The 26,193-nt window shown below is 63.9% G+C and carries 17 protein-coding genes; 8 read left to right on the top strand and 9 right to left on the bottom strand.

Annotated elements, in window-relative coordinates; all coding sequences use genetic code 11:
- Positions 1 to 121: 121 nt before the first annotated feature.
- The 6 genes from OQE56_RS14640 to OQE56_RS14615 form a co-directional block, all read right to left on the bottom strand.
- Positions 122 to 1,663: a S10 family peptidase gene (locus tag OQE56_RS14640; RefSeq protein ID WP_267225376.1), complete on the bottom strand. Its 1,542-nt coding sequence runs from the start codon at positions 1,661 to 1,663 to the stop codon at positions 122 to 124.
- A 265-nt stretch (positions 1,664 to 1,928) separates the two neighbouring features.
- Positions 1,929 to 3,224, bottom strand: coding sequence for an amidohydrolase (locus OQE56_RS14635; RefSeq protein WP_425601633.1), 1,296 nt, complete (start codon positions 3,222 to 3,224; stop codon positions 1,929 to 1,931).
- A gap of 84 nt (positions 3,225 to 3,308) precedes the next feature.
- Positions 3,309 to 5,150, bottom strand: coding sequence for a sensor domain-containing phosphodiesterase (locus OQE56_RS14630; protein WP_267225375.1), 1,842 nt, complete (start codon positions 5,148 to 5,150; stop codon positions 3,309 to 3,311).
- A 145-nt stretch (positions 5,151 to 5,295) separates the two neighbouring features.
- On the bottom strand, positions 5,296 to 5,673 hold the full coding sequence (locus OQE56_RS14625) for a peptidase C13 (RefSeq protein WP_267225374.1): 378 nt from the start codon (positions 5,671 to 5,673) through the stop codon (positions 5,296 to 5,298).
- A 110-nt stretch (positions 5,674 to 5,783) separates the two neighbouring features.
- The gene (gene zapE / locus OQE56_RS14620; RefSeq protein WP_267225373.1) at positions 5,784 to 6,902 is read right to left on the bottom strand and encodes a cell division protein ZapE; all 1,119 of its coding nucleotides are present in this window, start codon (positions 6,900 to 6,902) and stop codon (positions 5,784 to 5,786) included.
- 72 nt (positions 6,903 to 6,974) lie between these two features.
- The gene (locus tag OQE56_RS14615; protein ID WP_267225372.1) at positions 6,975 to 7,664 is read right to left on the bottom strand and encodes an alpha/beta hydrolase; all 690 of its coding nucleotides are present in this window, start codon (positions 7,662 to 7,664) and stop codon (positions 6,975 to 6,977) included.
- A gap of 48 nt (positions 7,665 to 7,712) precedes the next feature.
- Between OQE56_RS14615 and OQE56_RS14610 the strand changes: the two genes are divergently transcribed.
- A complete protein-coding gene (locus tag OQE56_RS14610; protein WP_267225371.1) occupies positions 7,713 to 8,330 on the top strand; it encodes an acyl carrier protein phosphodiesterase in 618 nt (205 codons plus the stop codon).
- A 206-nt stretch (positions 8,331 to 8,536) separates the two neighbouring features.
- Here the strand turns inward: OQE56_RS14610 and OQE56_RS14605 are convergent, their stop codons facing one another.
- A complete protein-coding gene (locus OQE56_RS14605; RefSeq protein WP_425601636.1) occupies positions 8,537 to 9,058 on the bottom strand; it encodes a c-type cytochrome in 522 nt (173 codons plus the stop codon).
- Positions 9,059 to 9,410: 352 nt separating this feature from the next.
- Here OQE56_RS14605 and OQE56_RS14600 point away from each other — a divergent pair, with 352 nt between their 5' ends.
- The 3 genes from OQE56_RS14600 (at position 9,411) to OQE56_RS14590 (ending at position 17,494) form a co-directional block, all read left to right on the top strand.
- A complete protein-coding gene (locus tag OQE56_RS14600; RefSeq protein ID WP_267225370.1) occupies positions 9,411 to 10,673 on the top strand; it encodes an efflux RND transporter periplasmic adaptor subunit in 1,263 nt (420 codons plus the stop codon).
- Between the two features lie 130 nt (positions 10,674 to 10,803).
- Positions 10,804 to 14,040, top strand: coding sequence for an efflux RND transporter permease subunit (locus tag OQE56_RS14595; RefSeq protein ID WP_267225369.1), 3,237 nt, complete (start codon positions 10,804 to 10,806; stop codon positions 14,038 to 14,040).
- 328 nt (positions 14,041 to 14,368) lie between these two features.
- Positions 14,369 to 17,494, top strand: a complete 3,126-nt coding sequence (locus OQE56_RS14590) for an efflux RND transporter permease subunit (protein ID WP_267225368.1) — start codon at positions 14,369 to 14,371, stop codon at positions 17,492 to 17,494.
- 60 nt (positions 17,495 to 17,554) lie between these two features.
- Here the strand turns inward: OQE56_RS14590 and OQE56_RS14585 are convergent, their stop codons facing one another.
- The gene (locus tag OQE56_RS14585) at positions 17,555 to 17,830 is read right to left on the bottom strand and encodes a hypothetical protein (RefSeq protein ID WP_267225367.1); all 276 of its coding nucleotides are present in this window, start codon (positions 17,828 to 17,830) and stop codon (positions 17,555 to 17,557) included.
- On the opposite strand from OQE56_RS14585, the gene OQE56_RS14580 reads away from it, so the two are divergent.
- The 3 genes from OQE56_RS14580 (at position 17,808) to OQE56_RS14570 (ending at position 22,519) form a co-directional block, all read left to right on the top strand.
- Complete coding sequence (locus tag OQE56_RS14580; protein ID WP_267225366.1) at positions 17,808 to 20,036, top strand: NADP-dependent isocitrate dehydrogenase; 2,229 nt, start codon at positions 17,808 to 17,810, stop codon at positions 20,034 to 20,036. The two genes, OQE56_RS14585 and OQE56_RS14580, sit on opposite strands and share 23 nt — an antisense overlap.
- Before the next feature lie 107 nt (positions 20,037 to 20,143).
- Positions 20,144 to 21,361, top strand: coding sequence for a chromate efflux transporter (gene chrA, locus OQE56_RS14575; protein ID WP_267225365.1), 1,218 nt, complete (start codon positions 20,144 to 20,146; stop codon positions 21,359 to 21,361).
- 75 nt (positions 21,362 to 21,436) lie between these two features.
- Positions 21,437 to 22,519, top strand: a complete 1,083-nt coding sequence (locus OQE56_RS14570; RefSeq protein WP_267225364.1) for a TraB/GumN family protein — start codon at positions 21,437 to 21,439, stop codon at positions 22,517 to 22,519.
- 74 nt (positions 22,520 to 22,593) lie between these two features.
- Here the strand turns inward: OQE56_RS14570 and OQE56_RS14565 are convergent, their stop codons facing one another.
- Positions 22,594 to 23,538 carry an aldo/keto reductase gene (locus tag OQE56_RS14565; RefSeq protein ID WP_267225363.1) on the bottom strand — a complete coding sequence of 315 codons (945 nt, stop codon included), beginning with the start codon at positions 23,536 to 23,538 and terminating at the stop codon, positions 22,594 to 22,596.
- 390 nt (positions 23,539 to 23,928) lie between these two features.
- Between OQE56_RS14565 and OQE56_RS14560 the strand changes: the two genes are divergently transcribed.
- Positions 23,929 to 26,151, top strand: a complete 2,223-nt coding sequence (locus OQE56_RS14560; protein WP_425601632.1) for a beta-glucosidase — start codon at positions 23,929 to 23,931, stop codon at positions 26,149 to 26,151.
- Positions 26,152 to 26,193 lie beyond the last annotated feature (42 nt).

Here is a 26,193-nt window from a genome sequence, read left to right as displayed (position 1 = left end):
GGGATCCAGTGCCTTTGTGGCGGTGCAAAAGTCACTGGATGACCAGCCATTCGGCTGTTGTGAAGCGCTTCCCGCCTGCGCGGGAATGACGGTGAGGGGCGATGGAGGTCGACTCTTGGCATCAAGAGTGCGACGTAGTGTCGTAATAGCGCGCCAGATCGCCCTTGAGCTTTTGCAGCGCTTCCGTGTTCAGATAGATCATGTGCCCCGATGGGTAATACAGAAACTGCACGTTGCCGCGCAGCGACGGTTCGAGATTCATGTGCGACAGGTCGTATTCGGTGATGAAGAACGGCGTGGCGAAATCGTAGTAGCCATTGACCGATAGCACCTGCAGATGCGGGTTGGTGCGGATCGCGTGCGCGAGGTCACCTGCCACGTAAGCCGTTTGCAACGGCCGCTTGATGCCCGCTGCCTGATGCTTCCAATCCCAATCCTTGCCGATGTCGGCAAAGGTGGGGCGGTACTCCAGGTCGCTGTGGTAGTTGAGCTGGCCACTGATGTAGTCGTGGAACGCGGTAATGAAAGCGCCGCTGATGCCGGCATCGGAGGCATCGTAATCGGGCACTTCGCCGGCGGAGTCTTCATCCATGCCTTCAAAGCGGGCGTCGAAGCGGCCAATGGTGCGGCGTTCGCTGCGCAGCAATTCCTTGCGGAAACGCGCGGGATCCACGCGCAGGTTGGCCTGCTTGATGTAATCGGCAGACAGGCCGGTGTAACTGGCCAGCTGCCGCGCTACCTCATCGGCCTCGGCCGGCGGCACATTCTGTCCCTTCGCCAGTGCCGCCGCGTAAGGGCCGCGGGCGAATGCACGCACCTGCTGCAGATAGGCCGTAAGGTCGGCCGACTTGTTGGCGAGCTTGTTGTGATACCACGCCGCGGCGGCATAACTCGGCACGTAGCCGATGTACATCTCGTCGTAGCCCGGGGTACGCACGCCGTAGTTGAGGATCGACGACATCAGGATCACGCCGTTGAACGCCATGCCCTTGTCCTGCAGCGCATCTACCAACGCGCCCGAGCGCGTGGTGCCGTAGCTTTCGCCGAACAGGAACTTGGGCGAGTTCCAGCGATTGTTGATGGTCACGTAGCGCTGGATAGCGCGGCTGAACGCAGAGACGTCCTGATCCACGCCCCAGAAATCCTTGCCTTCGGCCTTGCCCACCGGGCGCGAGTACCCGGCGCCGACCGCGTCGATGAATACGAGATCGGTCTTGTCGAGCAGGCTGTCGTTGTTGGCCACCAGCTTGTACGGTGCCGGCGCGGTGGCAGTCGGGCTGTCGGTCTGGATGCGCACCGGGCCGAACGAACCCATGTGCAACCACATGCTGGAAGAACCCGGGCCACCGTTGTAGAGAAACGTGACCGGCCGCTTTTCCGGCTTGCCGTTGTCCACCGTGTACGCCACGTAGAACACGCTGGCCTGTGGCTGGCCCTTGTCGTCGCGAATGATCAGCGTGCCCGCGGTGGCGGTATAGGCGACGGAGTGGCCGCCGATGCTGACGCTGTGTTTGCTGCGTACCGCCGTTTCGCTGGTGGGCGCCTGGGCGTCTTCTTCCTTGCTCGTGGCCTTTTTGTCGGTGGGCGCATCCTTGGCCAGCGTGATGGAACAGGGCGACAACACGAGACTGCCAGCCAGCAGCAGGTACAGAAGACGACGCATGCAACTTCCCCGGGACATGATTGGATCGATGTAAGTCCGGAGTATGCGTATGCTTCGCGCAAGGCGACCGTGACAAAAGTACTAGACGGCCACGAAGGGTGGCGGAGGGTCTTGAGCGGCAAATGGACCTTCCCTGAGGCGCAGGCCATCCATTGATCCGGATGCTATCCACTGAGGCAGCATCGGGCGGCCATCGACCCATAACACAGCCGCTCGATGAGCGGCTGTGTTTTTTATGCGGCCTGATTCGCCAGGTTGCGAGTACTCAGGATGCCGGTGTGTTGAGGTAGTCGAGCGTGGCTTGCAGCATCGACTCCATGCCGATCTTCAGCGCGCCTTCGTCCATGAAGAACTTCGGCGAGTGGTTGGCGGGAGCCTTCAGCGCATCCTGTCCAGCGGGTGTGGCGCCTACGAAGAAGTAGACGCTGGGCACTTCTTTGGCGAAATACGCGAAGTCTTCCGAGGCCATCCACGGCTTGGCTTCGATCACATGATCGCCGCCGATGGCCGTGGCGATGCTGGTACGCACGCGGGCTTCCAGGGCAGGGTTGTTGACCAGCACGGGGTTGCTGTCGCCCACGGGGATTTCCGCATCCACTGTGGCGCCATTCGCAGCCGCGATGTGGTCCGCGATGCTCTTGAGGTTGTCGAACGCCTGCTGGCGCATGCCCGGATCAAAGGTGCGCAGAGTACCTTGCATTTCTACCTTGTCCGGCACGATGTTGTTGCGCGAGCCGCCTTCGATGATGCCAAAGCTGAGCACGGCCGGCAGGTCGCCAATATTGAGCTTGCGGCTGACGATGGTTTGCGCGGCGGTGATGATTTCCGCCGAAGTGACGATGGGATCCACGCCGCCCCACGGCATGGCGCCGTGCGTCTGGCGGCCGTGCACCACCAGCTTGAACCAGTCCGAGCCGGCCATGGTCGGGCCCGGCCGCAAGGCAACGGTGCCGACGTTGAGCGAGCTGACCACGTGCATGCCGAACATCGCATCCGGCTTGAAGTCGCGGAACACGCCTTCCTTCAGCATCAGCGACGCACCGCCTTGCTCGCCGGCTGGCGCGCCTTCCTCGGCGGGCTGGAAGACGAACATCACTTCACCAGGCAGATCGTTCTTCATGCCGGCCAGCGTAGTGGCCAGACCAAGCAGCATGGCGGTGTGTGCGTCGTGGCCGCAGGCGTGCATGACGCCGGTGGGTTTGCCGCGATATTCGCCCTTGGCTTTGGAGGCGAATGGCAGATCCAATTCTTCGGTCACCGGCAGCGCGTCCATGTCCGCGCGTATGGCTAATTTGGGACCGGGCTTGCCACCCTTGAGTATGCCGACCACGCCGGTATGGGCGATGCCGGTATGGACTTCCAGACCTAGCTTCTTCAACTGCGCGGCCACCAGCGCCGATGTGCGCGTTTCGCGGTTGCTCAATTCCGGATGCTGATGGATATCGCGGCGCCAGGCGGTGACCTGCGGAAGCTCGTTTTGCACGAGTTGCGTGGTGTCGGCGGCATGGGCCGTGCCGGCCATAACGGTGGCGGCGGCCAGGGCAAGTGAGGTCAGGCGCATGAGGTGTCTCCGCGAGTGGTGCCCCGATCCTATCAAGCCTTCCCTGTGGGAGCGCACTCAGTGCGCGACGGTGGTGCGGAAATGTCATTCAACCCAACGCACGGCTTGCCGCGACGGCATGCCGCGATGCGCGGCGAGCCACGCCAGCATGTCGGACGCTGGCAGCGGATGCGAGATATGGAAACCCTGTGCCTCGTCGCACGCCATGCCGAGCACGCTTTCGTAAAGCTGCGAGGTCTCCACGCCTTCCACCACCACGCGAAAGCCCATGCTTCGCGCGAGCTCGGCCACGGAGCGCACGATGGCTTCGTCGTGGCGGCTGGTACCCATGCCGCGTACGAAGGACTGATCGATCTTCAGGCTGGTCGCAGGCATCTGCCGCAGTGCGGCGAGGTTGCTGTAACCGGTGCCGAAATCATCGATGGCGATGCCGGCGCCGAGCTGCCGGATCGCGGTGAGATGCCGCCGAGTGGTGGCGCTGTGCTCCATCAGCGTGCTTTCGGTGAACTCCAGTTCCAGCGCATCCAGCCCTACTTTGTGTTGTTCGGCGACATCGCGCAGCCGCCCGACCAGATCGGCGGTGAGGTCGCTGCTGGAGACATTGACCGACAGCTTGATGTCATGACCGTCGCGCCGCCACATGGCCAGTTGTGCCACGCCATGCTCGAGTACCCACTGCGTTAGCAGTTGCATCAAGCCCGCGCGTTCGGCCAAGCCGATGAACTGGTTGGGCGATATCAGCCCCAGGGTGGGATGGTGCCACCGTGCCAACGCTTCCACGCCCACGCAACGGCCGCTGTCCAGATCCACGCGAGGCTGGTAATGCAGATCCAGCTCGGTGCGTTCGGTGAGCGCAGCGGCCAGTTCGGTTACCAGGAAAAATTCCTGCCGCTGATGTTCGTCCTGCAGGCGGTTGTATACCGCCCAGCCGCGCACGCTGTGTTGGGCGGCATACGAGGCATTCATCACCAGGCGCAACGGATCGCCGCCACGTAGTTCGCTCGCATTGATCTTCAGCAGACCCACGCCGGGCTGGATGGTCAGCGGAATGCCCAGGCAGTCAAACGGCTGGCGCAGTCGTGCGACGAGATCATCCAGCCGGCTGGTGTCGTCGAGTATGTGGTGGTCGGGCAGCACGGCGGCGAATCGCGTTGTGCCTATCTGATACAGGCGTGTCCTGGCCGGTATCCAGCCTTGCAGCCGCTGTGCCACGGCGCGCATCAGCTCGTCCGCATAGGCATGTCCCATCGCGCGGATGAAGGCGTTGAAGCGCTGCACCGGAGCGACGTCGATGGCCATCACCCACGCATGCGCGACGTCATTGTGCAGGTGACTGCGCAAGTCATCGAAAAACGCATAGCGATGCGGCAGCTGGGTAATCGGATCGGTGCGGCCCAGATAACTGCGCAACACGACGCCAGCGCCGATCAGGGAGGCGGCATCGCGCAGTGCCGTGTGCTCGTTCTCGCTCAAGCCATCGCGCGGTTGCAGATCCATCACGCATAGCGCGCCGATCTGCTGCCCGGTGAGCGTGTAAACCGGTTCGCTGGCGAAAAAACGGATGGGGCCTGGCGTGGCGGCGAGTTCAAGTGCGGCTTCGCGGAAGCGCTCGTCGAGCAGCGTGTCGGGCACGACACTCGGCATGGTGCTGCGTGCCGCTTCCAGATAGCGGGGGTGGAGCGCGCGCGGATCATGAACCGGCAAAGCGTTGCCGTCGGCAAACCAGTACGCGGTGCCACCCTGGAGGATCAGCGATACCAGCGGCACGCCGAGCGAACCGGTGACCAGGCGCACGACCGCGTCAAAACCGGGAACGGCGAATCCGTCCGCCGAACCATCGATAGATGGGGTGTGGTCGACGGCAGGGAGTGCTTCCTGATGCCCGGCCGCGCGCTGCCCCGGGTCGGATCCCGTGGTCGTACGCATCGCGATAGTCCCCTACGGAACCGCAGGTCCCGTTTCCTTCCCGCGAGACTACTGCGTCGGCGCAAGCGGCCGCAACGTGAAAAATGGAAGGCCAAAAGGGTACGTGGACAACGCAAGACCTTGCAGGCGAGATCGGCCGATCGGTTTACTTCTTGATGCTGAAATCGATCTCGATCGGATACGGCCTGGGCTGCTCCGGTGGTGCGGGCAACAGCCAGCTGGCGAACTGGCCGGCCATGCACTTGGCAACCGCCGTTTCGGGCTGCACTTCAATGCGGGCAAGACGTCCATCGGGCAGCACATCGGCCGCCAGCGTGAAGGGCGATTTGTCCGCCGGCGTGTTGCTGGCAAGGCACGACTTGTAGGCGTCGGTGGTCGCATTGCCGATGCGCTCCCACATCTGCTTCTGGTATCCCGGGCCCGCCGCCGCGCCTTCGGCCAGCTTGGCCTGGGTGATGCGCGTGTGGAAGTCGGCTCCGGCGCCGGGGCTTAGCTGCAGGGCAAGGGCGAGCAGGATGGGCATGGCGGTTCCACGGTGGAGGGTGGAATAACGTTAGCAGCTACAGGAGCAAACAGCGGGATGACGAGCAAAGGCGGGAGGCGGCGATCAGCCGTCACGGGTCATCCCACCCGTTACGACAAATGCTCGCTCGCCAGATACTCCTCGCTCTGCATCTCGATCAGTCGCGACTCCGTGCGCCCGAACTCCGCACGCAGGCGCTCGCCGTCATACAGCTCGGTGATCGGCGCAGCGGCAGAGAGAATCAGCTTGACGTGGCGGTCGTAGAACTCGTCCACCAGCAACACAAATCGGCGTGCGGCATCGTCGGTGTAGACGGTGAACTGTGGCACGTTGGAGACGATGATGGCGGGGCCGGCCTTGGCCAGCTCGATATAGTCCGCCACCGCACGCGGACCCTCGCACAATGCAGCGAATTCGAACCACAAGATGTTCTTGGCGCGCTTGCGCACCGGAATCGGTCGCTCATTGACGATGATGTCGCCACCATCCTGCACGCCACCTTCCGCCTGGCTGGTGAAAATGCGCAGCAGCGCGCGCTCCGCTTCGGGACCGGGGGGTGTCTGGTACACCGCCGCCTGGGTCAGCGCGCGCAGGCGCCAGTCGTGCGACGAGATCATCTGCACGACGCGGCAGTGCTTTTCGATCAGCGCAATGGCGGGCAGGAAGCGTGCACGCTGCAGGCCGTCCTTGTAGAGATTTACCGGCGCAGTATTGGAGGTGGTCACGAGTGCCACGCCGCGCTCGAACAGCGCCTGCAGCAACGTGCCGAGAATCATCGCGTCGCCGATGTCGTTGACCAGAAACTCGTCCAGGCACACCACGCGGCAGCGCGACGCAATGTTGGAGGCCACTTCCACCAGCGGATCCTGCCGCTCGCCCAGTGCGCGAAGCTGTTCGTGCACTTCGCCCATGAAGCGGTGGTAGTGGCGGCGCAGCGCCATGCCCTGCGGCAGGCTGGCCACGAACAGATCCATCAGAAAGGTCTTGCCGCGGCCCACGCTGCCCCACAGGTACAGACCCTGCACACCCTCGCGGGTGTCATTGCCGAGCAGCGATTTCAGACGTCCAAACAGGCCGCCGTTGCCATTGGACATCGAGGCAATCAGCGCCGCATGCATGCGGTCGAACTCGGGCAACAGCGCCTGCTGGGCCGGGTCGGCCTCCCAGCGGTGCGCGGCGACGCCTTCGTGGTAACGCGCGCTGGGCGCGAGCAAGGGGGTATCACTCATGGGTACGGCAAGCTCTGCTGCATCCCGCCGGGGGCGCGGGACATCGAACGGATGGGGGAGGGTAAAGCGACATCAATCCTGACGGAGCGGCGGGAGCCAGGGCTGCACTTCGTGCTTGATGGCGCCGCGCAGGTCCATCAGGCGGCGGTGAAAGAAGTGGCTGGTTTCCGGCATGCGCACCAGTACCGGCTTCTTGCGCATGCCATCGATCCAGCTGTAGACCGCTTGCGGGTCGACCACTTCGTCCTCCTCGCCCTGCACCACCAGCCACGGGATCGTGGGCAGCTCGAATCCTTCGAATGGCCAGCGGCCGGCCGGGGGCGCGATGCTGATCAGCGTGTCGGCATGCAGGCGAACGGCGTTACGAATGGAGACATAGCTGCCGAACGAGAAGCCGGCCAGCCACAGGGCATCGTCGGGACGCACGCGGCGCACCCAGGCGACGACGGCGGCCAGGTCGTCGCCTTCGCCGTTGCCATGGTCATAGGTGCCTTCCGACTCGCCGGTGCCGCGGAAGTTGAAGCGCACCGTATCCAGCCCCGACTCGCGCAACGCCCGCTCGACCATCGTGACCACTTTGTTGTGCATGGTGCCGCCCTGCAGCGGATGCGGGTGGCAGATGATGGCGGTACCGCGGCGGGCCTCTTCGGGCACGGCCACGTCGCTGACGGCCTCGAGCTTGCCGGCGGGCCCTTCCAGCGCGAAGCTGGCAGCCTGGGCCGGAAAATGATCGGGTTGGGTCGGGAGAAGGGCGGGGTTCATGCCTAAGATGATAACCGGCACGTGTGTCCGGCGTTTGGAAAGCAGGCTATGAACCACCTCGCACACACCTTTTTGGCAGGCGACGACGAGCTGCTGCGGTTGGGCGGCCTGATGGGCGACTTTGTGCATGGCCAGCCCGATCCGGCCTTGCCGGAGGGTGTTATCGCCGGCATCCGGCTGCATCGCGCCATTGACGTCTATACCGACAGCCACCCGGTGGTGGCGGCAGCGCGATCGCTGCTGCCCGCACCGTATCGCCGGTATGGCGGCATCCTGCTGGATATGTGGTTCGATCATCTGCTGGCGCGTGAATTCCCGCGCTGGAGCGAGCAGGGACTGGAGCCGTACTCCACGGGTGTGCGGGAGCTGTTGCGCCGCTACGAGCCGTTGCTGCCACCGGCACTGCTGCGGTTTCGTCACTACATGGACGCCCATGCCTTGCCGGGCGGCTACGCGAGACCGGAGGAGCTGGCGGCGGCGCTGGATGGCATCTCGCACCGGCTGCGCCGGGAGAATCCGGTGGGTGAGGCGATGCCGGTGCTGGTCGGGCTGGACGCCGAGCTCCGGGGGCGGTTTGAGGTGTTTTTCCCGCAGTTGCAGGGGTTTGCGCGGGAATGGATCGAAGCCCATGGCTCCCTCTCCCCTTCGGGGAGAGGGCTGGGGTGAGGGGCGGGTGCTCGCGGTAGCACTTATTCCCCTCACCGTCATCCCAGCGAAGGCTGGGATCCAGTGACTTTCGCTCTTGAACTGGCTCTTCCGCCAGCGTGCCGCCTACGCACCGCGATATCGGGATTGCCATCGCCTGCTATGAAGGACCCAAACAAAAACGCCGCCCAAGGGCGGCGTTTTCAGGACACAAGAAGGGACCAGCCTTACTTCGCCTGATCCACAATCCAATGCACGGCGTTCTTCACCTGTTCGTCGGTCAGCGCCGGGTTGCCGCCCTTGGCCGGCATCATGTTGCCGTCCGGGCCCTTGTAACCATCAATAGCGTGCTTCACCAGCGTATCGAGGCCCTGGGCAATGCGCGGACCCCAGTTGCCCTTGTCGCCCAGCTTCGGTGCGCCCGCCACGCCAGCGGTGTGGCAGCTGTGGCACAGGTTGTCGTAGATGGTCTTGCCGTCGGTGCTGCCGCCGTAGGCGACCTGCGAGGCAGCGGCCTTGGTGGCGGCTTCCTGCGCGGCCTGCATGGCTGCACGACCGGTGTCGCCGGCGTACACGGCGCCAGCCGGCGCGATGCGTTCAGCGACCTGTGCGGACGTTTGCGGATTCACTTCCTTCGGCTCGTGGTCGTAGATAAACCACGCGCCGCCGATCAGCAGCAGGGTCAACACGCACAGGCCGGCGATCAGCAAAGAGAAGCTGCGCATGAAGCTCTGGTCGGACTTCGTCAGGGAACCGCTCACTCAATGACTCCATATCTATGGACGGCCGCGGGGCCGGGTTGGCAAAGGTTCAGACAACAGTGCGCGAGTATAGACGAACGCCGGGATAAGTTTCAGTCGGTCAGAAGCGGCGTCCTGTCGCGCTTTGGACCGGTTGATTTCATGCAAATTACTTCATTTTGAAGCGATACGCTGGCAAAACCCTGCCATCGGTCATAGGGCACCCATGTCAACTGGCATTGTCTATTGCCGTTGAACTGACCCTATCCTTTCACTCGACGTACAAGTCAGGCGCAGGGCCTTCAATACCCGCGGGCGCCGGTGGGGTCGGGTGGCCTGCCGTCAATTCTGGGAGTTTTTCATGTCGCGTTTTTGGAAGATCGCGCTGATCGTTTTGGCCGTGATCGTGGTGGGAGCCGTGGGCTTCCGTCTGCTGCACAAGCCGGGTGCCGAGGATGGCGCGCAGGCGCAGCAGGGCGGTCAGGAAAAAGGAAAGGGCCAGGGGAAGGACGGGCAGGACAAGGACACGCCGGTGCCTGTCACCGTCGAGCCCGTGGTGAAGCAGGACGTGCCGGTCTACCTGACCGCACTCGGCACCGTGCAGGCGCTCAATACCGTCACCATCAATCCGCAGATCAGCGGACAGATGCTGAGCATCAATTTCAAGGAAGGCCAGGAAGTGAAGAAGGGCGACCTGCTGGCGCAGATCGACCCGCGCCCGTTCCAGGCCGCCTATGACCAGGCCGAAGCCAAGCAGCAGATGGACGAGGCCCAGCTCGCCACCGCGCAGAGCACGCTCAAGCGTAACGATGCGCTGGTGGCCAAGGGCTACGTGGCGCAGCTGGACATGGACACCTTCCGCAACAATGTGGCCAACCTCACCGCCAGCGTGGCAGCCGACCGGGCAGCGGTGCGTTCGGCCAAGGTCAACCTGGACTACACCCGCATCCTCTCGCCCATCGATGGCGTGGCCGGCATCCGCAATGTCGACCCGGGCAACGTGGTGACCACCACCTCGCAGATCGTCACGCTGACGCAGATCCATCCGATCTACGTCACCTTCAACCTGCCCGAGCAGAACCTGGACATGGTGCGCAAGGCGTCGGGCGGCGACGACCCGCTGGACGTGCTGGCGCTGGATCGTACCGATGCGCACACCATCGCCGACGACGGTCAGCTCAACGTGGTGGACAACCAGATCGACACCACCACCGGCACCTTCAAGCTGCGTTCGGTGTTTCAGAACACCAAGGGTGATCTGTGGCCGGGCCAGTTCGTGAACGTGCGCCTGAAGGTGCGTACGGTGAACGGCGGCCTGGTGATCCCGGCGCAGGCGGTGCAGCGCGGTCCGGACGGCGACTACGTTTACCTCGTGCAGCCGCAGGAACAGACGGTCAAGATGAATCCGGTCAAGGTGGCCGGTGAAGTGGGCGACAGCCACGTGATGATCGGTTCGGGCCTGGCGCTGAACGATCAGGTGGTGACTGAAGGTCAGTTCCGCCTGAAGCCCGGCAGCAAGGTCAAGGCACTGAAGCCCGGCGAAGTGCCGGCAGCGCCGACGGCTGCCGAAGTGGACCAGGCCAAGAAGCGGACACAGCAGGGCGGCGGCCGCCGCGGCGGCTGACGGTAGAGGGATGGGAGGCGAGGGTCGAGGGGCACGCATGCCCGCTCTCGCTTGCCGCCTCCCGCCCCTTTAGCAACGACACGGGGCGCCGCACGGATGGGCGCCCGTCACTAAACGCGACGGCATACCCATGGGCTTCTCCACACTCTTCATTCGCCGACCGATCGCCACCTCGCTGTTGATGGTGGCGGTGCTGCTGCTCGGCATTCTCGGCTATCGCCAGTTGCCGGTATCGGCGCTGCCCGAGATCGACGCGCCCAGCCTCGTGGTGACCACGCAGTATCCGGGCGCCAGCGCATCGACCATGGCTTCGCTGGTCACGACGCCGCTGGAGCGCAACTTCGGCCAGATCTCCGGCCTGACCATGATGACCTCCGACTCGTCGGCGGGTCTGTCCACCATCGTGTTGCAGTTCGCGATGGATCGCGACATCGATATCGCGGCTCAGGACGTGCAAGCGGCCATCAACCAGGCCCGCGGCACGCTGCCCAGCACGCTGCCGTATCCGCCGGTGTACAACCGCGTGAACCCGGCCGACGCGCCCATCCTCACGCTCAAGCTCACCTCCGACAGCCTGCCGCTGCGCGATGTGAACAACTACGCCGACTCGATCCTGGCGCAGAAGCTTTCGCAGGTGCAGGGCGTGGGCCTGGTGTCGATCGCCGGCAACGTGCGCCCCGCGGTGCGCGTGCAGGTCAATCCGTCGCAGCTGGCGAACCTCGGCCTCACCATGGAGGACGTGCGCAGCGCGCTCACCGAGGCCAACGTCAACGCGCCCAAGGGCACGCTCAACGGCGCCACCCAGTCCTACAGCATCGGCACCAACGACCAGCTCGCCAATGCCGCCGAGTACAAGAGCACCATCATCGCGTACAAAAACAACGCGCCGGTGCGCCTGTCCGACGTGGCCAACGTGATCGATGGCGTCGAGAACGATCAGCTCGCCGCGTGGGCCAATGGCAAGCCTGCCGTGCTGCTCGACATCCGTCGCCAGCCGGGCGCCAACATCGTGCAGACGGTGGAGCAGATCCGCAACATCCTGCCGCAGCTGCGCGCCGTGTTGCCGGCGGACGTCCACCTGGATGTGTTCGCCGACCGCACCATCACCATCCGTGCCTCGGTGGAGGACGTGCAATTCACGCTGATCCTCACCATCTGTCTGGTGGTGGCGGTGATCTTTGTGTTCCTGCGCCGCCTGTGGGCCACGATCATTCCGTCGGTCGCGGTGCCGCTCTCGCTGATGGGCACGTTCGGCGTGATGGCCTTCACCGGCATGTCGCTGGATAACCTGTCGCTGATGGCGCTGACGGTCGCCACCGGTTTCGTGGTGGACGATGCGATCGTGATGATCGAAAACATCGTGCGCTACATCGAGCAGGGCAAGGAGGGCAAGGAGGCGGCCGAAATCGGCGCGAAGGAAATCGGCTTCACCGTGCTGTCGCTGACCGTGTCGCTGATCGCGGTGTTCCTGCCGCTGCTGCTGATGCCCGGTGTTACCGGCCGTCTTTTCCACGAATTCGCCTGGGTGCTGACCATTGCGGTGGCCATCTCGATGCTGGTGTCGTTGACGCTGACGCCGATGATGTGCGCCTACCTGCTCAAGCCCGACGCGTTGCCGGAAGGCGACGACGCGCACGAGCGTCACGCCGCCGCGGGCAAGAAGACCTGGTGGGCCCGTCTGGTCAATGTGTACGAAAGTTCGCTCGACTGGGTGCTCGACCATCAGCGTTTCACCATGCTGGTCGCGGGCGCCACCATCGTGGTCACCATCTTCCTGTACATCGTCATTCCCAAGGGCCTGCTGCCTGAGCAGGACACCGGTCTCGTCACCGGCGTGGTGCAGGCCGACCAGAATGTTGCCTTCCCGCAGATGGAACAGCGCACCAAGGCGGTGGCCGAAGCGTTGCGTCGCGACAAGGCCGTGACGGGTGTGGCCGCCTTCATCGGCGCGGGCTCCATCAACCCCACGCTCAACCAGGGTCAGCTCAGCATCGTGCTGAAGGATCGCGGCGACCGCGATGGCCTCGACGAGGTACTGGCGCGTTTGCAGAAGGAAGCGGCCGATATTCCGGGCGTGGCGCTGTATCTCAAGCCGGTGCAGGACGTGACGCTGGATACCCGCGTCTCCGCCACCGAGTACCAGTACTCGATGTCCGATGTGAACTCCGCTGAGCTGTCCGGCTACGCCACCCAGATGACCCAGGCCCTGCGCGAGCGCAAGGAACTGGCCGATGTGGACAACAACCTTGCCGATCAGGGCACCTCGCTCAAGCTCACCATCGACCGCGAAAAAGCCAGCCGCCTTGGCGTGCCGGTGCAGACGATCGACGACACGCTGTACGACTCGTTCGGCCAGCGTCAGATCTCGACCATCTTCACCCAGCTCAACCAGTACCGCGTGGTGCTGGAGGTGGCGCCGCAGTTCCGCTCCAGCACCGCGCTGCTCAATCAGCTCACGGTGAAGAGCAATGGCAGCGGCGCGCTGACCGGCAGCAATGCCACCAGCTTTGGTCAGGTGGCGTCGAGCAACTCGTCCACCAGCACGGGGCTGGGTGTGGCCAACACGGGCGTGATCATCGGCGCGGGCGGCACCATTCCGCTGGCGTCGCTGGCGACGGCCGAAGTGACCAATGCGCCGCTGGTGGTGAGCCATCAGCAGCAGCTGCCGGCGGTGACCATCTCGTTCAATCTCGCGCCGGGCTATTCGTTGTCCGAGGCGGTGAAGGCCATCCACGAAGTGGAGCAACAGGTCAACTTCCCGCCGCAGGTGCGTGGTCAGTTCATCGGCAAGGCGGCGGAGTTCTCCACCTCGTTGACCAACGAAGTGTTGCTGCTGGTCGCGTCCATCGTGGTGATCTACATCGTGCTGGGCGTGCTGTACGAGAGCTATATCCACCCGCTGACCATCATCTCCACGCTGCCGCCGGCCGGTGTCGGTGCGTTGCTGGCGCTGATCATGTGCGGCATGAGCCTGTCGGTGGACGGCATCGTGGGTATCGTGCTGCTGATCGGTATCGTGAAAAAGAACGCGATCATGATGATCGACTTCGCCATCGAGGCGCAGCGCGAAGGCATGAAGCCGCGTGAAGCGATCCGCCGCGCCTGTCTGCTGCGCTTCCGCCCGATCATGATGACCACCGCGGCGGCCATGCTGGGTGCGTTGCCGCTGGCACTGGGCAACGGCATCGGCGCCGAGCTGCGTCGTCCGCTCGGTGTCTCCATCGTCGGCGGTCTGCTGCTGTCGCAGCTGGTGACGCTGTACACCACGCCCGTGATCTACCTCTACATGGAACGCTTCTCCGACTGGCTGCGCGAGCGGCGGGAGCAGCGCGAAATCGATCGCGCGCAGGCGCGCGGAGTGATGTGACAGGTTCCACGGCGGCCCGGCATGCGCCGGGGCGCCGGCAAGGCCATGAAAGGGGTGCGTCCGCGATGGCGCGCCCCTTTCGGCGTTTTCGAAGCCGGTGCCCTCGCGAAACACCCATTCCCCTCACTGTCATTCCCGCGGAAGGGGGAATGAAGGTGAGGCAAATCCGTGCACCGCACAGGTGCCCGCGGCTTCAACCAAACCTGCCGTCATGCGTTTAGCAGTCAATGTGCGGTATATACGGTTACTCGTGCGTGCGCCCTGACATGGTGTGCGGCTTCTCTGAACACCCCCACGCCTCGCGCGTTGTTCCTGGCTTCTTGACGGCATGAATATCTCCGGCCCTTTCATCCGCCGCCCGATCGGCACCTCTCTGCTGGCGATCGGCGTGTTTGTGGTCGGCATGATCTGCTACCTGCTGCTTGGCGTGGCCGCGCTGCCCAACATGCAGTTCCCGGTGATTTTCGTGCAGGCCCAGCAGGCGGGCGCCAGCGCCAGCACCATGGCCTCCACCGTGGCCGCGCCGCTGGAGCGTCATCTGGGCCAGGTGCCGGGCATCGACACTTTGCGGTCTTCCAGCTCGCTGGGCAGCACGCAGGTGTTCATGATGTTTCAGGCTGGCCGCAATCTTGATTCGGCGGCCCGCGACGTGCAGGCGGCCATCAACGCGGCGCAGTCGGATCTGCCCAGCGGCCTCAATGCGCCGCCGAGCTACCAGAAGGCCAACCCCAACGACGACCCGATCATCGCGTTCGCGTTGACCTCGGATACCCAATCCGCCCGCGATCTCTACGACGTGGCCGACTCGTTGCTGGCGCAGCGCCTTCGTCAGCTCGATGGCGTATCGGAAGTGGACATCCTCGGCGCGGCGACGCCGGCAATTCGCGTCGACGTGAATCTTCGCCTGCTCAATGCGCTGGGTCTGTCGCCCGACCAGCTGCGCAATGCGCTGACCGCCGCCAACGTCACCTCGCCCGTGGGGTTCCTGTCCAACGGGCAGACCACCATGTCGGTTACAGCGAATGATTCGCTGCATTCGGCGGCCGACTTCGCCAGCCTGGTGATCGCATCGCACAAAGGTGTTCCGGTGCGGCTGTCCGATGTGGCGAAGGTGTACGACGGTCAGCAGGACGCGTATCAGGCGGCGTGGTTTCAGGGCAAGCCGGCGATCCTGATGTACGTGTATCGCCAGTCCAATGCCAACATCATCGGCACCGTGGATCGTGTGAAGGACGCCGTGCCGCTGTTGCGCAGCTATCTGCAGCCGGGCACCACGCTGACGCCGTATTTCGACGGCACGCCGACCATTCGCGCATCGCTGCATGAAGTGCAGGCCACACTGCTGATCAGCCTGGCCATGGTGATGCTCACCATGGCGCTGTTCCTGCGTCGCCTCGCGCCTACGCTGATCGCCACCGCCGCGGTGCCGCTGTCGCTGGCTGGCGCGGCGACGGTGATGTACATCCTCGGCTTCACGCTCAACAACCTCACGCTGCTGGCGCTGGTGATTGCGATTGGTTTCGTGGTGGACGACGCGATCGTGGTGATCGAGAACATCGTGCGCCACATCGATCAGGGCATGACGCGCATGCAGGCGGCGCTGGCCGGTGCCAGGGAGATCGGCTTCACCATCGTCTCGATCACCGCCTCGCTGGTGGCAGTGTTTATCCCGTTGTTGTTCATGAGCGGCATCACCGGTCTGTTCTTCAAGGAATTCACCATCACGCTGGTGGCGGCGATCATCGTCTCTTCCATCGTGTCGTTGACGCTCACGACATCGCTGTGCGGCCAGTTCCTGAGCGGCCATGACGAAGACAAGCCGACCACGCGCATCGGTATCGCGCTGGAAGCTTTCCAGACCGGCATGCAGAACGTGTATTCCAAAGCGCTGAAGTTCTCCATCAAGCATGCGTTGGCCTTCTCGCTGACGCCGCTGGCGCTTATCGTGGCGACCGTTTTCCTGTTCGGCGTGGTCAAGACGGGCCTGTTCCCGCCGCAGGACACGGGCCTGATTCGCGGCCGCGCGACCTCGGGCGCCACGGTGTCGTTCCAGGACGCGGTGGCGCGGCAGCAGCGGCTGATCGATATGTTGCTCAAGGATCACGATGTCGCGCGCGTCGGCTCGCGCCTGGGCACCAGCCGCCAGGGCTCGTCCGGTACGTTCGACATCGAACTCAAGACGCATGCGCAAGGCCGCAAGGACGACACCTTTGCCGTGCTGGCGCGCCTGAGTGCCAAGGCGGCGCGCTATCCCGATCTCAATGTGCGTCTGCGGCCCATCCAGGATCTGCCCAGCTTCGGTGGCGGTGGCACCAGTCAGGGCGCCCAGTACCAGGTATCGCTGCAAGGTGATTCGCCGGAAGAGCTCGCGACCTGGTTACCCAAGCTCGTGGCCGAGCTGAAGAAAAATCCCAAGCTCAAAGATGTTGGCAGCGATATCGATGACGCCGGCCTGCAGCAGAACATCGTGATCGATCGCGACAAGGCCGCTCGCCTTGGCGTGGGCATCGGCACCATCGACGGTGCCTTGTACAACGCGTTCGGTCAGCGCCAGATCAGCACGATCTACTCCGACCTCAATCAGTACAAAGTGGTGGTCAACGCGCTGCCCAATCAGGTCGCCACGCCTGCGGCTATCGATGCCATCTATGTCTCGAGCAGCCATGGCGCCATGGTGCCGCTCACTGCGTTTGCACGTCAGGAGCCAGGTCTGGCGCCGACGCAGATTACGCACGAAAACCAGTACACCACGATGAGCATGAGCTTCAATCTCGCGCCGGGCGTGAGCATGGGCGAAGCCTTGCAGATCATCCAGCAGACCGGCTCGCAGATGCGCCTGCCCGGCGACATCCGCATCAACATCGGTGGCGATTTCCGCCGCTTCCAGCAGTCGCAGAGCGGCATGTTGTGGCTGTTGCTCGGCGCGGTGGTCACGGTCTACATCGTGCTCGGCATGCTGTACGAAAGCCTGATTCATCCGGTGACCATTCTTTCCACCTTGCCAGCTGCGGGTGTGGGTGCACTGATGGCGCTGTGGATGACAGGTACCGAGCTGTCGGTGATCGCGCAGATCGCGCTGGTGTTGCTGATCGGCATCGTGAAAAAGAACGCGATCATGATGATCGATTTCGCGCTGGTGTCGCGCCGCGAGCGCGGGCTGAGTGCACCAGAGGCTGCCTATGAGGCGAGCATGGTGCGCTTCCGCCCGATCATGATGACCACGATGGTGGCGATTCTTGCCGCCGTGCCGATCGCCGTCGGCCTGGGCGAGGGTTCGGATCTGCGCCGGCCGCTGGGTATCGCGCTGATTGGTGGCTTGATCATCTCGCAAAGCCTGACGCTGCTCAGCACGCCGGCGCTGTACGTGATCTTCTCCTGCCTGGCCGACCGCTTTGCCGCATGGCGCGGACGTCGTCGTCAGCCGCAGGCCCTGCCGGTGGGTGAGCGCGCCTGACCGGCGGGTCATTCGATCCCTGTAAGAGCGCACTCTGTGCGCGACGGTGACACGGCAACGTCAGCGCTTCGCTGGCTTGTCGCCCACAGGGTGGGCCCCCCACAAAAAAAGTCCCGCCGAACCATACCCTTGCGCATAGTCCGCGCCCGCGCTTTCGCCGCCCGCCCGAAATCGTGACAATGAGGGGCTTTCGTCCGCCCGTTTCGCCCCCATGTCGATCGGCTCCGGACGATTCGTGCGTCCGCGCATGGCGCTGCCTGCGGGCGCGCCTGTCCATTTGGTAAAGCCGTAGCCAGTGAGGTCATAGCAGACAATGTCGAACACGCCGAAGATCATTTACACGCTCACGGACGAAGCGCCGTACCTCGCCACGCACTCGCTGCTGCCGATCGTCAAAGCCTTCACCGCCACCGCCGGTATCGCCGTCGAGACGCGTGACATTTCGCTGGCGGGCCGCATCATCGCCCAGTTCCCGGACATCCTGCCGGACAGCCAGAAGATCGCCGACGACCTCACCGAGCTCGGCCAGCTGGCGACCACGCCCGATGCCAACATCATCAAGCTCCCCAACATCAGCGCCTCGATGCCGCAGCTCAAAAGCGCGATCAAGGAACTGCAGTCGCAGGGCTACGCGCTGCCGGATTACCCGGAAGACCCGAAGGATGTCAGCGAGTGGAACATCAAGGCGCGCTATGACAAGACGAAGGGCAGCGCAGTGAATCCGGTGCTGCGCGAAGGCAACTCCGACCGCCGCGCACCGCTCTCGGTGAAGAACTACGCGCGCAAGCACCCGCACAAGATGGGCGCGTGGTCGAAGGATTCGAAGACCCACGTGTCGCATATGGACGGCGGCGACTTCTACGGCAGCGAGAAGTCCACCGTGGTGTCCAAGGCCGGCAACGTGAAGATCGAGTGGTTCGGCAAGGACGGCAGCCACGCCGTGCTCAAGGAAAAGACTGCGCTGAAGGATGGCGAGATCATCGACGCCGCCGTGATGAGCAAGAAGGCGCTGGCCAGCTTCATCGACGCGCAGATCGAGGACGCGAAGAAACAGGGCGTGCTGTTCTCCGTGCATCTGAAGGCCACCATGATGAAGGTGTCCGACCCCATCATGTTCGGCCAGGTGGTCAACGAGTTTTACAAGGACGTGCTGACCAAGCACGCCGATACGCTCAAGAGCGTCGGCTTCGAACCGAACAACGGTATCGGCGACCTGTACGCGCGCCTCGGTCAGCTGCCGCAGGCCAAGCAGGATGAAATCCTCGCCGACATCAACGCCGAATACGCCAAGCGCCCGGCGCTGGCCATGGTCAACTCCGACAAGGGCATCACCAACCTGCACGTGCCGAGCGATGTCATCATCGACGCCTCGATGCCGGCGATGATCCGCGACTCCGGCAAGATGTGGAACACCGAAGGCAAGCTGCAGGACACCAAGGCGGTGATTCCGGATCGCAGTTACGCCGGTGTCTATCAGGCCGTGATCGAAGACTGCAAGGCGCACGGCGCGTTCGATCCGGCCACCATGGGTAGCGTGCCGAACGTGGGCCTGATGGCGCAGGCCGCCGAGGAATACGGCTCGCACGACAAGACCTTCAAGATCGCCGGCGACGGCGTGGTGAAGGTCACCGACGAAGCCGGCAACGTGCTGCTCGAGCAGCCGGTGGAAGCGGGCGACATCTGGCGCATGTGCCAGACCAAGGACGCGCCGATCCAGGATTGGGTGAAGCTGGCGGTGACGCGTGCGCGCCTGAGCAACACGCCGGCCGTGTTCTGGCTCGATTCGAACCGTGCGCATGACCGCCAGGTGATTGCCAAGGTTGAGCGTTACCTCAAGGATCACGATCTCAGTGGCCTGGACATCCGTATCCTGTCGCCGGTCGAAGCCACCACGTTCTCGCTGGAGCGCATCCGCAAGGGCCAGGACACCATTTCGGTGACCGGCAACGTGCTGCGCGACTACCTCACCGACCTGTTCCCCATCATGGAGCTGGGCACCAGCGCCAAGATGCTTTCGGTGGTGCCGCTGATGGCCGGTGGTGGTCTGTTCGAAACGGGTGCGGGCGGTTCGGCACCCAAGCACGTGCAGCAGTTCCTGGAAGAGGACTATCTGCGCTGGGATTCGCTGGGCGAATTCCTTGCCATTGCCGCATCGCTGGAACATCTCGCCAACCGTTACGACAGCGCCGATGCGCGCGTGCTGGCCAAGACGCTGGACGAAGCCAACGGCAAGATCCTCGACAACAACAAGTCGCCGGCCCGCAAAGTGGGTGAGCTCGACAACCGCGGTAGCCACTTCTATCTGGCCATGTACTGGGCACAGGCGCTGGCGGCGCAGAATGACGACGCCAAGCTCAAGGCCCGGTTCGCTCCGCTGGCGAAGGTGCTGACCGAGAACGAAGCCCAGATCGTTGGTGAGTTGAACGGTGCGCAGGGTAAGGCCGTGGATATCCAGGGTTACTACCACGCGAACGTCGAGTTGATCACCAAGGCCATGCGCCCGAGCAAGACGTTCAACGACGCGCTGGCGTCGCTGGGCTGATCGCCGGTTTAACGATGGATCGAAAGAAGGCCGCGCAAGCGGCCTTCTTTCATTCCCGCGCTCCCACAGAAAAGCATCCGCAAACACCTTGCGCTAGGCTGCGATGCATGAGCGCCTTGTCAGACAACGACGTGCCACCGACCGGCCGTGCCGGTGAGGTCTTCCTCGCTTTCCTTTCGCTAGGTCTTCGCTCATTCGGAGGCCCTATCGCTCATCTGGGCTACTTCCGCCGCGCCTTTGTCGAAGAACGTCGCTGGCTCGACGATGCCCGCTTCTCGCAACTGCTGGCGCTATGTCAGTTCCTTCCAGGGCCTGCGAGCAGTCAACTCGGTTTTGCCATCGGTCTGATGCGGGCGGGTTGGCGTGGCGCGCTGGCCGCCTTTATCGGTTTCACGTTGCCTTCCGCGTTACTGATGCTCGGCTTCGCATGGTGGGCACCTTACCTGCATGGCGCATCGGGGCAGGCGTTGCTGCACGGCCTGAAGCTGGTGGCAGTCGTGGTGGTCGCGCAGGGCGTGTGGGGCATGTGGCGTTCGCTGGCGCCCGACCTGCCGCGCCGCGCGCTGGCTATCGGCGCCGCCGCGGTTTTGCTGTGGCAGTCGCAAGCATGGATGCAGTTGCTGGTCATCGTGCTCGCTGCGGCGTTATCCCCCTGGGTGTGTCGCAGCGTGGCGGCGCATCCCGAGCAGGCGCCTTCGCCCGGCTATGGCCGCAGAACCGCCATGGTGCTGCTGTCGTGCTACGCCGTGCTCCTGATGCTTGCGCTGTCGCCCGATGTGCGAGGTGGCCTGCTGGCGCAAACGGCGGCAGCGTTCTATCGCGCGGGTGCGCTCGTTTTCGGCGGCGGTCATGTCGTGTTGCCGTGGTTGCGGCAAGCGCTGGTGACGCCCGGCTGGGTGGACGAGAACAGCTTCCTCGCGGGCTACGGCGCAGCACAGGCGTTGCCGGGGCCGATGTTCTCGCTCGCGGCGTATCTCGGCAGCCAGATGCACGGTGGACAGGGCGGCGGCGCTGGCGCGTTGGTGGCGCTGATCGCGATCTTCTTGCCCGGTTTTCTGTTGCTGAGCGGCGTGTTGCCATTCTGGCAGCGCCTTTCGACCAGTGCGCATGCGGTACGCATGGTGGCTGGCATCAATGCCGCCGTTGTCGGCTTGCTCGCCGCCGCGTTCTACAATCCGGTGTGGAAAGGCAGCATGCACGATGCGGCGGATGTGCTTATCGCCGCCTGCGGCTTCGTCATGCTGGCGGTGGCACGTCAGCCGGCGTGGGTCGCCGTGCTCTGGTGCGTAGCGGCTACGCTCACCGGCGCGTGGCTGGCTCACTGAACACACGATGCTGCGGAAGGAACTGCGCCGCCGCAGGTACGGTCATAACGCAGATCCCTCAAGGAACATGATGCGATGAAACGGATTCCCGCCAGACCACGGCAGCAGTATCTGCCCTTGCTCTTCGCCGCGAGCCTGCTCGCTCTGGCGGTGGCTGCGCCCTTGTCCGCGCAGAACGCGCCTGCATCCGCAGCCACGCCGCCGTCGCAGGTCACCAATCTCGAAGCGGTATCGGTCAGTGGGGTGCAGCCCGGCCCCGGACTGTGGAGGGTGAGCAAAGGCGATCATGTGATGTGGGTGCTGGGCACGCTGTCGCCGCTGCCGGATCGCATTCAGTGGAAAACCGATGAGGTGGAGCAGGCCATCGCCGAATCGCAGGAAGTGCTGGGCCCGCCCTCCGTGTCGCTCAAACCCAAGACCAACTTCTTCGGCAAGCTGTTCCTGCTGCCGTCGCTGGTCGGCGCGCGCAAGAATCCCGATGGACAGACGCTGCAACAGATGGTGCCCGCGCCCGACTATGCGCGTTGGCTGGTACTCAAGAAACAATACCTGGGCAACGATCGCGGCATTGAGGATTGGCGTCCCATCTTCGCGGCGGTGGAGTTGTACGACAAGGCGATCAAGCGCCACGGTCTGACGGCGTCAGGTGGTGTGAAAGATACAGTGCGCGATCTCGCCACCAAGCACAAAGTGAAGTTCATCACCGCGCGCTACACCATGCTGGTGGATGAGCCGCGCAATGCAGTAAAGACCTTCAAGACCTCGCCGATGGACGACCGCGAGTGTTTCGGCCGCACGCTCGACACGGTGGAGCGCGATATGGGCCGCATCACCGAGCGCGCCAATGCATGGGCGACCGGTGACATCGACATGCTGCGCAGCCTGCCGATGAACGATCAGCGCGAGGCCTGCATATCCGCCATTACCGAAGCGGGTTTCGCCAAACAGCTGGGCTTCAATGATGTGAAGCAGAAGGCAGAGGCCATCTGGATCGACGCAGCCGTGCAGGCGCTGAGCACCAACGCGCAGACCTTTGCCATGTTGCCGATGGAGGATGTGCTGTCGCCGCGCGGGTTGATCGCTCGTCTGAAAGCCAGGGGCTATCAGGTAGAGGCGCCGGATGGCAGCGACGCGGAAGGCATGGCGCCGGCGCAGTAAGCATCTATCGGGCGACCTGTTCAACGCGTCATCCCAGCCAAAGCCGGAATGACGAGTTGAATGACCGAGGCAACTTAAGCGCTGGCCTGATCCAACGCAGCGATATCCGCCTTGCTCAACTGCAACGTCACCGCACTGAACAGCTCCTGGAGCTGAGACACGCTGGTGGCGCTGGCAATGGGGGCCGTCACGCTGGGGCGCGCCATCAGCCATGCCAGGGCGACCTGCGACGGCGTGGCGTTGTATTCGGCAGCTACCTTATCCAGTGCCGCCAGCACGCCGAGCCCGTGCGCATTGAGGTACTTCTGCACCGAGCCGCCACGCGCGGCGCTCTTGGCGAGGTCCGCTGCGCTACGGTACTTGCCGCTGAGGAAGCCGCTGGCGAGCGCGTAGTAATTGATCACGCCGATATTCTCGGAGATCACCAGTGGCTCGAGCTCCTTCTCGTAGAGCTTGCGGTTGATCAGGTTGTATTCCGGCTGCAGTGTTTCGTAGCGTGGCAAGCCAAGCTTGGCGGACACGGCCAGTGCTTCGCCGAAACGATCTGCGCCGTAATTCGACGCACCAATCACACGTACCTTGCCTTGCTCGATCAGCTTGCCGAACGCCTCCAGCGTTTCGTGCAGCGGCACGGTGGCGTCATCCTCATGCGCCTGATACAGGTCGATGACATCCGTCTGCAGGCGCTTGAGCGAGCCTTCTACCGCCTGATTGATGTTCATCGGCGACAGTCCCGGATGCTCGGTCCACTTGGCCACCTTGGTGGCGATGACAACCTTGTCGCGCTTGCCGCTGCGCTTGAGCCACTTGCCGATGATGGTTTCCGATTCGCCGCCGCGATTGCCCGGCACCCACGCCGAATACACGTCCGCCGTGTCGATCAGGTTGAAGCCGGCGTCAACGAAGGCGTCGAGCAGTTCGAACGAGCGCTGCTCATTGGCACTCCAGCCGAACACGTTGCCACCGAAGGCGAGCGGAGCCACCGAAAGCGAGGACCGGCCGAGGGGACGCAGATTCATTGGGGACTCCGTAGGCGATGTGGGGAGGGTGAAGGGATGCTCTGATCCATTCAACGATGGCGGCATGACGCCCAGCGAGCCCGCAGGGCGTGGAGCGTGGCGCAGCCCAGGCTGGCTGCCTGGGCAAGCCGCGCACCGCGTCCTGTGGGCTCGCTGGGCATCACCCGGAGGGCCACTCCTGCTTGCCCGCCGGTTGGCGCCGCACCGTCTCGACAGGCAACCAGCCTGCCTTCGCCGGCGCAACACCAACCGGCGGGCAAGCAGGAGCGGTGACGCCATCGTTGAATGGATCAGAGCATCCCTTGGTGCATACTCAACGGCCCGAGTATACGCGCGGCGTCTGTGATGCCGGGGCGAGCGCGTGGCGATGCGAACACCGGAGGAAGTCGGATGAAGCGCAAGACCGCAGTGGCACTGCAGTGCGTGGCTTTGACGGGCGCGATAGCGATGGGCTTGTCTGCATGGACGAGTACAGCATCGGCGCAGCCGCCCGCAGCGACACCATGGAGCGATACGGCGTTGTCGCCGGATGCGCGTGCGAAGTTACTGGTGGCGCAGTTGACGCAGGATGAAAAATTCCAGCTGATACGCAGCTACTACGCGGGCCCGGATCGCCCCGCCGACAAACCGTTTCCGAAAGGAGCCATCGCTTCCGCAGGCTATGTGCCACCGATTCCGCGGCTTGGTATTCCTGCGCTGGAGGAGAGCGATGCGGGCCTTGGTGTCGCGAGCTCCGACCGTATGCGTCCGGGCGACGACGCCACACCACTCCCGGCCGGGCCGGTCACCGCGGCCAGCTGGGATCCGCAGATCGCCTATCGTGGCGGCGCCATGATCGGTAGCGAAGCGCACAGCAAGGGGTTCAATGTGCTGTTGGCGGGTGGCATCAATCTGATGCGCGAACCCCGCAACGGCCGCAACTTTGAATATGCGGGAGAGGATCCGCTGCTGGCCGGCGCTATCGTCGGCGAAACCATTCGCGGCGTTCAAAGCCAGCACGTGATCTCCACCATCAAGCACTTTGCATTGAACGACCAGGAGACCGGGCGCAACACCATCAACGCGCAAATCGGCGAACAGGCGATGCGCGAGTCCGATCTGCTGGCCTTTGAACTGGCGATCGAGCGCGGCAAGCCTGGCTCGGTGATGTGTTCGTACAACAAGGTCAACGGCGACTGGGCGTGCGAGAACGACTACCTGATGAATCAGGTGCTCAAGCGCGACTGGAAGTATCCCGGCTTCGTGATGTCCGACTGGGGTGGCGCGCACAGCGCGGCCAAGGCCGTGAACGCGGGGTTGGATCAGGAATCGGCGGGCGAAATCTTCGATCAACAAGTGTTCTTCGATGCGCCGTTGCGCGATGCGCTGGCCAAGGGCGAAGTAACACAGGCGCGCGTGGACGACATGGTGCAGCGCATTTTGCGCAGCATGTTCGCTACAGGTGTGTTTGAGCACCCCGCGAAGAAAGCGCCGATTGACGGCAAGGCCAACCTCGCGGTGTCGCGCGAAACGCTGGAAGCGGGCGCTGTGCTGTTGCGCAACGAGCACGATCTGCTGCCGTTGGATGCCGCCACGCTCACGTCGGTCGCGGTAATCGGTGCGCATGCCGACAAGGGCGTGCTGGCAGGCGGCGGCTCATCATTGGTGACTGCCAAAGGCGGCAACGCCGTGCCGGGGCTCGAACCCACTAAGTGGCCCGGCCCCGTGATGTATCACCCCTATGCGCCGCTCAAGGCCCTTCGTGCAATGGCGCCGAAAGCGAACGTGCAGTTTGCCGAAGGCAGCGACGTGGCGGCCGCTGCCGCGCTGGCAGCGAAGTCGCAGGTGGCCGTGGTGTTTGTGCAGAAATGGGCCACCGAATCGCTTGATGCGCCGGATATCTCCCTGCCCGACGGACAGGATGCACTTGTGTCGGCCGTCGCCAAGGCCAACCCGCGAACCATCGTGGTGCTGGAGAACGGCGGTCCGGTGGCCATGCCGTGGCTCGATCAGGTGGGCGCCGTGTTGGAGACCTGGTATCCGGGCGGCGATGGTGGGGTGGCTATCGCCAACCTGCTGTCGGGCAAGGTCAATCCATCGGGCCGTCTGCCGCTGAGCTGGCCACGCGATCTGTCCCAGTTGCCGCGTCCGGAGCTTCCGGCTGCAGTTGGCGGCACGCCACCGGCCTCGGTCGACTACGCCATCGAAGGCGCGGATATCGGCTATCGCTGGTTTCAGTCGCGCGATATCAAGCCGTTGTTCCCGTTTGGCTACGGTCTTTCGTACACCCGTTTTGAACACGGTCCGCTGAAGGTGTCGTCGCGCGACGGACAGTTGATCGCCACCGTGGACGTGCGCAACACCGGCTCGCATGCGGGAGCCGAAGTGGCGCAGGTCTACGTGCAGCCGCCTGGTGCCAAAGCGAAACGCCTGGCGGGCTTCACCAAGGTATTCCTGCAGGCGGGCGAACATCGCGAGCTGGCCATTCCGCTCGAACGTCGCCTGCTGGCGGACTTCGACGTTGCCACCCACGGCTGGATGGTGCGCGGTGGCGACTATGGCGTGGCGGAAGGCAACTCGTCCGAAGACCTCGGCACGCCCGTCACACTGAAGCTACCCGCCGGTCATCTGTAAACGAAGCGGCGCCGTCACTCGGGCGGCGCCGCTGCACTACCG

Origin of the sequence: Dyella silvae (assembly GCF_026421305.1) — a bacterium.
GTDB lineage: Bacteria > Pseudomonadota > Gammaproteobacteria > Xanthomonadales > Rhodanobacteraceae > Dyella > Dyella silvae.
The sequence above is the reverse complement of the archived record's forward strand: the minus strand, read 5'-3'. Positions and strand labels throughout refer to the sequence as shown.

Coding starts and splice junctions, on each gene's coding strand:
- OQE56_RS14585 (WP_267225367.1), bottom strand. CDS start 17,830: ATGATCTTCGGCGTGTTCGACATTGTCTGCTATGACCTCACTGGCTAC.
- OQE56_RS14625 (WP_267225374.1), bottom strand. CDS start 5,673: ATGCCCATCCTGCTCGCCCTTGCCCTGCAGCTAAGCCCCGGCGCCGGA.
- OQE56_RS14590 (WP_267225368.1), top strand. CDS start 14,369: ATGAATATCTCCGGCCCTTTCATCCGCCGCCCGATCGGCACCTCTCTG.
- OQE56_RS14570 (WP_267225364.1), top strand. CDS start 21,437: ATGAAACGGATTCCCGCCAGACCACGGCAGCAGTATCTGCCCTTGCTC.
- OQE56_RS14610 (WP_267225371.1), top strand. CDS start 7,713: ATGAACCACCTCGCACACACCTTTTTGGCAGGCGACGACGAGCTGCTG.
- chrA (WP_267225365.1), top strand. CDS start 20,144: ATGAGCGCCTTGTCAGACAACGACGTGCCACCGACCGGCCGTGCCGGT.
- OQE56_RS14600 (WP_267225370.1), top strand. CDS start 9,411: ATGTCGCGTTTTTGGAAGATCGCGCTGATCGTTTTGGCCGTGATCGTG.
- OQE56_RS14615 (WP_267225372.1), bottom strand. CDS start 7,664: ATGAACCCCGCCCTTCTCCCGACCCAACCCGATCATTTTCCGGCCCAG.
- OQE56_RS14565 (WP_267225363.1), bottom strand. CDS start 23,538: ATGAATCTGCGTCCCCTCGGCCGGTCCTCGCTTTCGGTGGCTCCGCTC.
- OQE56_RS14630 (WP_267225375.1), bottom strand. CDS start 5,150: ATGCGTACGACCACGGGATCCGACCCGGGGCAGCGCGCGGCCGGGCAT.
- OQE56_RS14595 (WP_267225369.1), top strand. CDS start 10,804: ATGGGCTTCTCCACACTCTTCATTCGCCGACCGATCGCCACCTCGCTG.
- zapE (WP_267225373.1), bottom strand. CDS start 6,902: ATGAGTGATACCCCCTTGCTCGCGCCCAGCGCGCGTTACCACGAAGGC.
- OQE56_RS14640 (WP_267225376.1), bottom strand. CDS start 1,663: ATGCGTCGTCTTCTGTACCTGCTGCTGGCTGGCAGTCTCGTGTTGTCG.
- OQE56_RS14560 (WP_425601632.1), top strand. CDS start 23,929: ATGAAGCGCAAGACCGCAGTGGCACTGCAGTGCGTGGCTTTGACGGGC.
- OQE56_RS14635 (WP_425601633.1), bottom strand. CDS start 3,224: ATGCGCCTGACCTCACTTGCCCTGGCCGCCGCCACCGTTATGGCCGGC.
- OQE56_RS14580 (WP_267225366.1), top strand. CDS start 17,808: ATGTCGAACACGCCGAAGATCATTTACACGCTCACGGACGAAGCGCCG.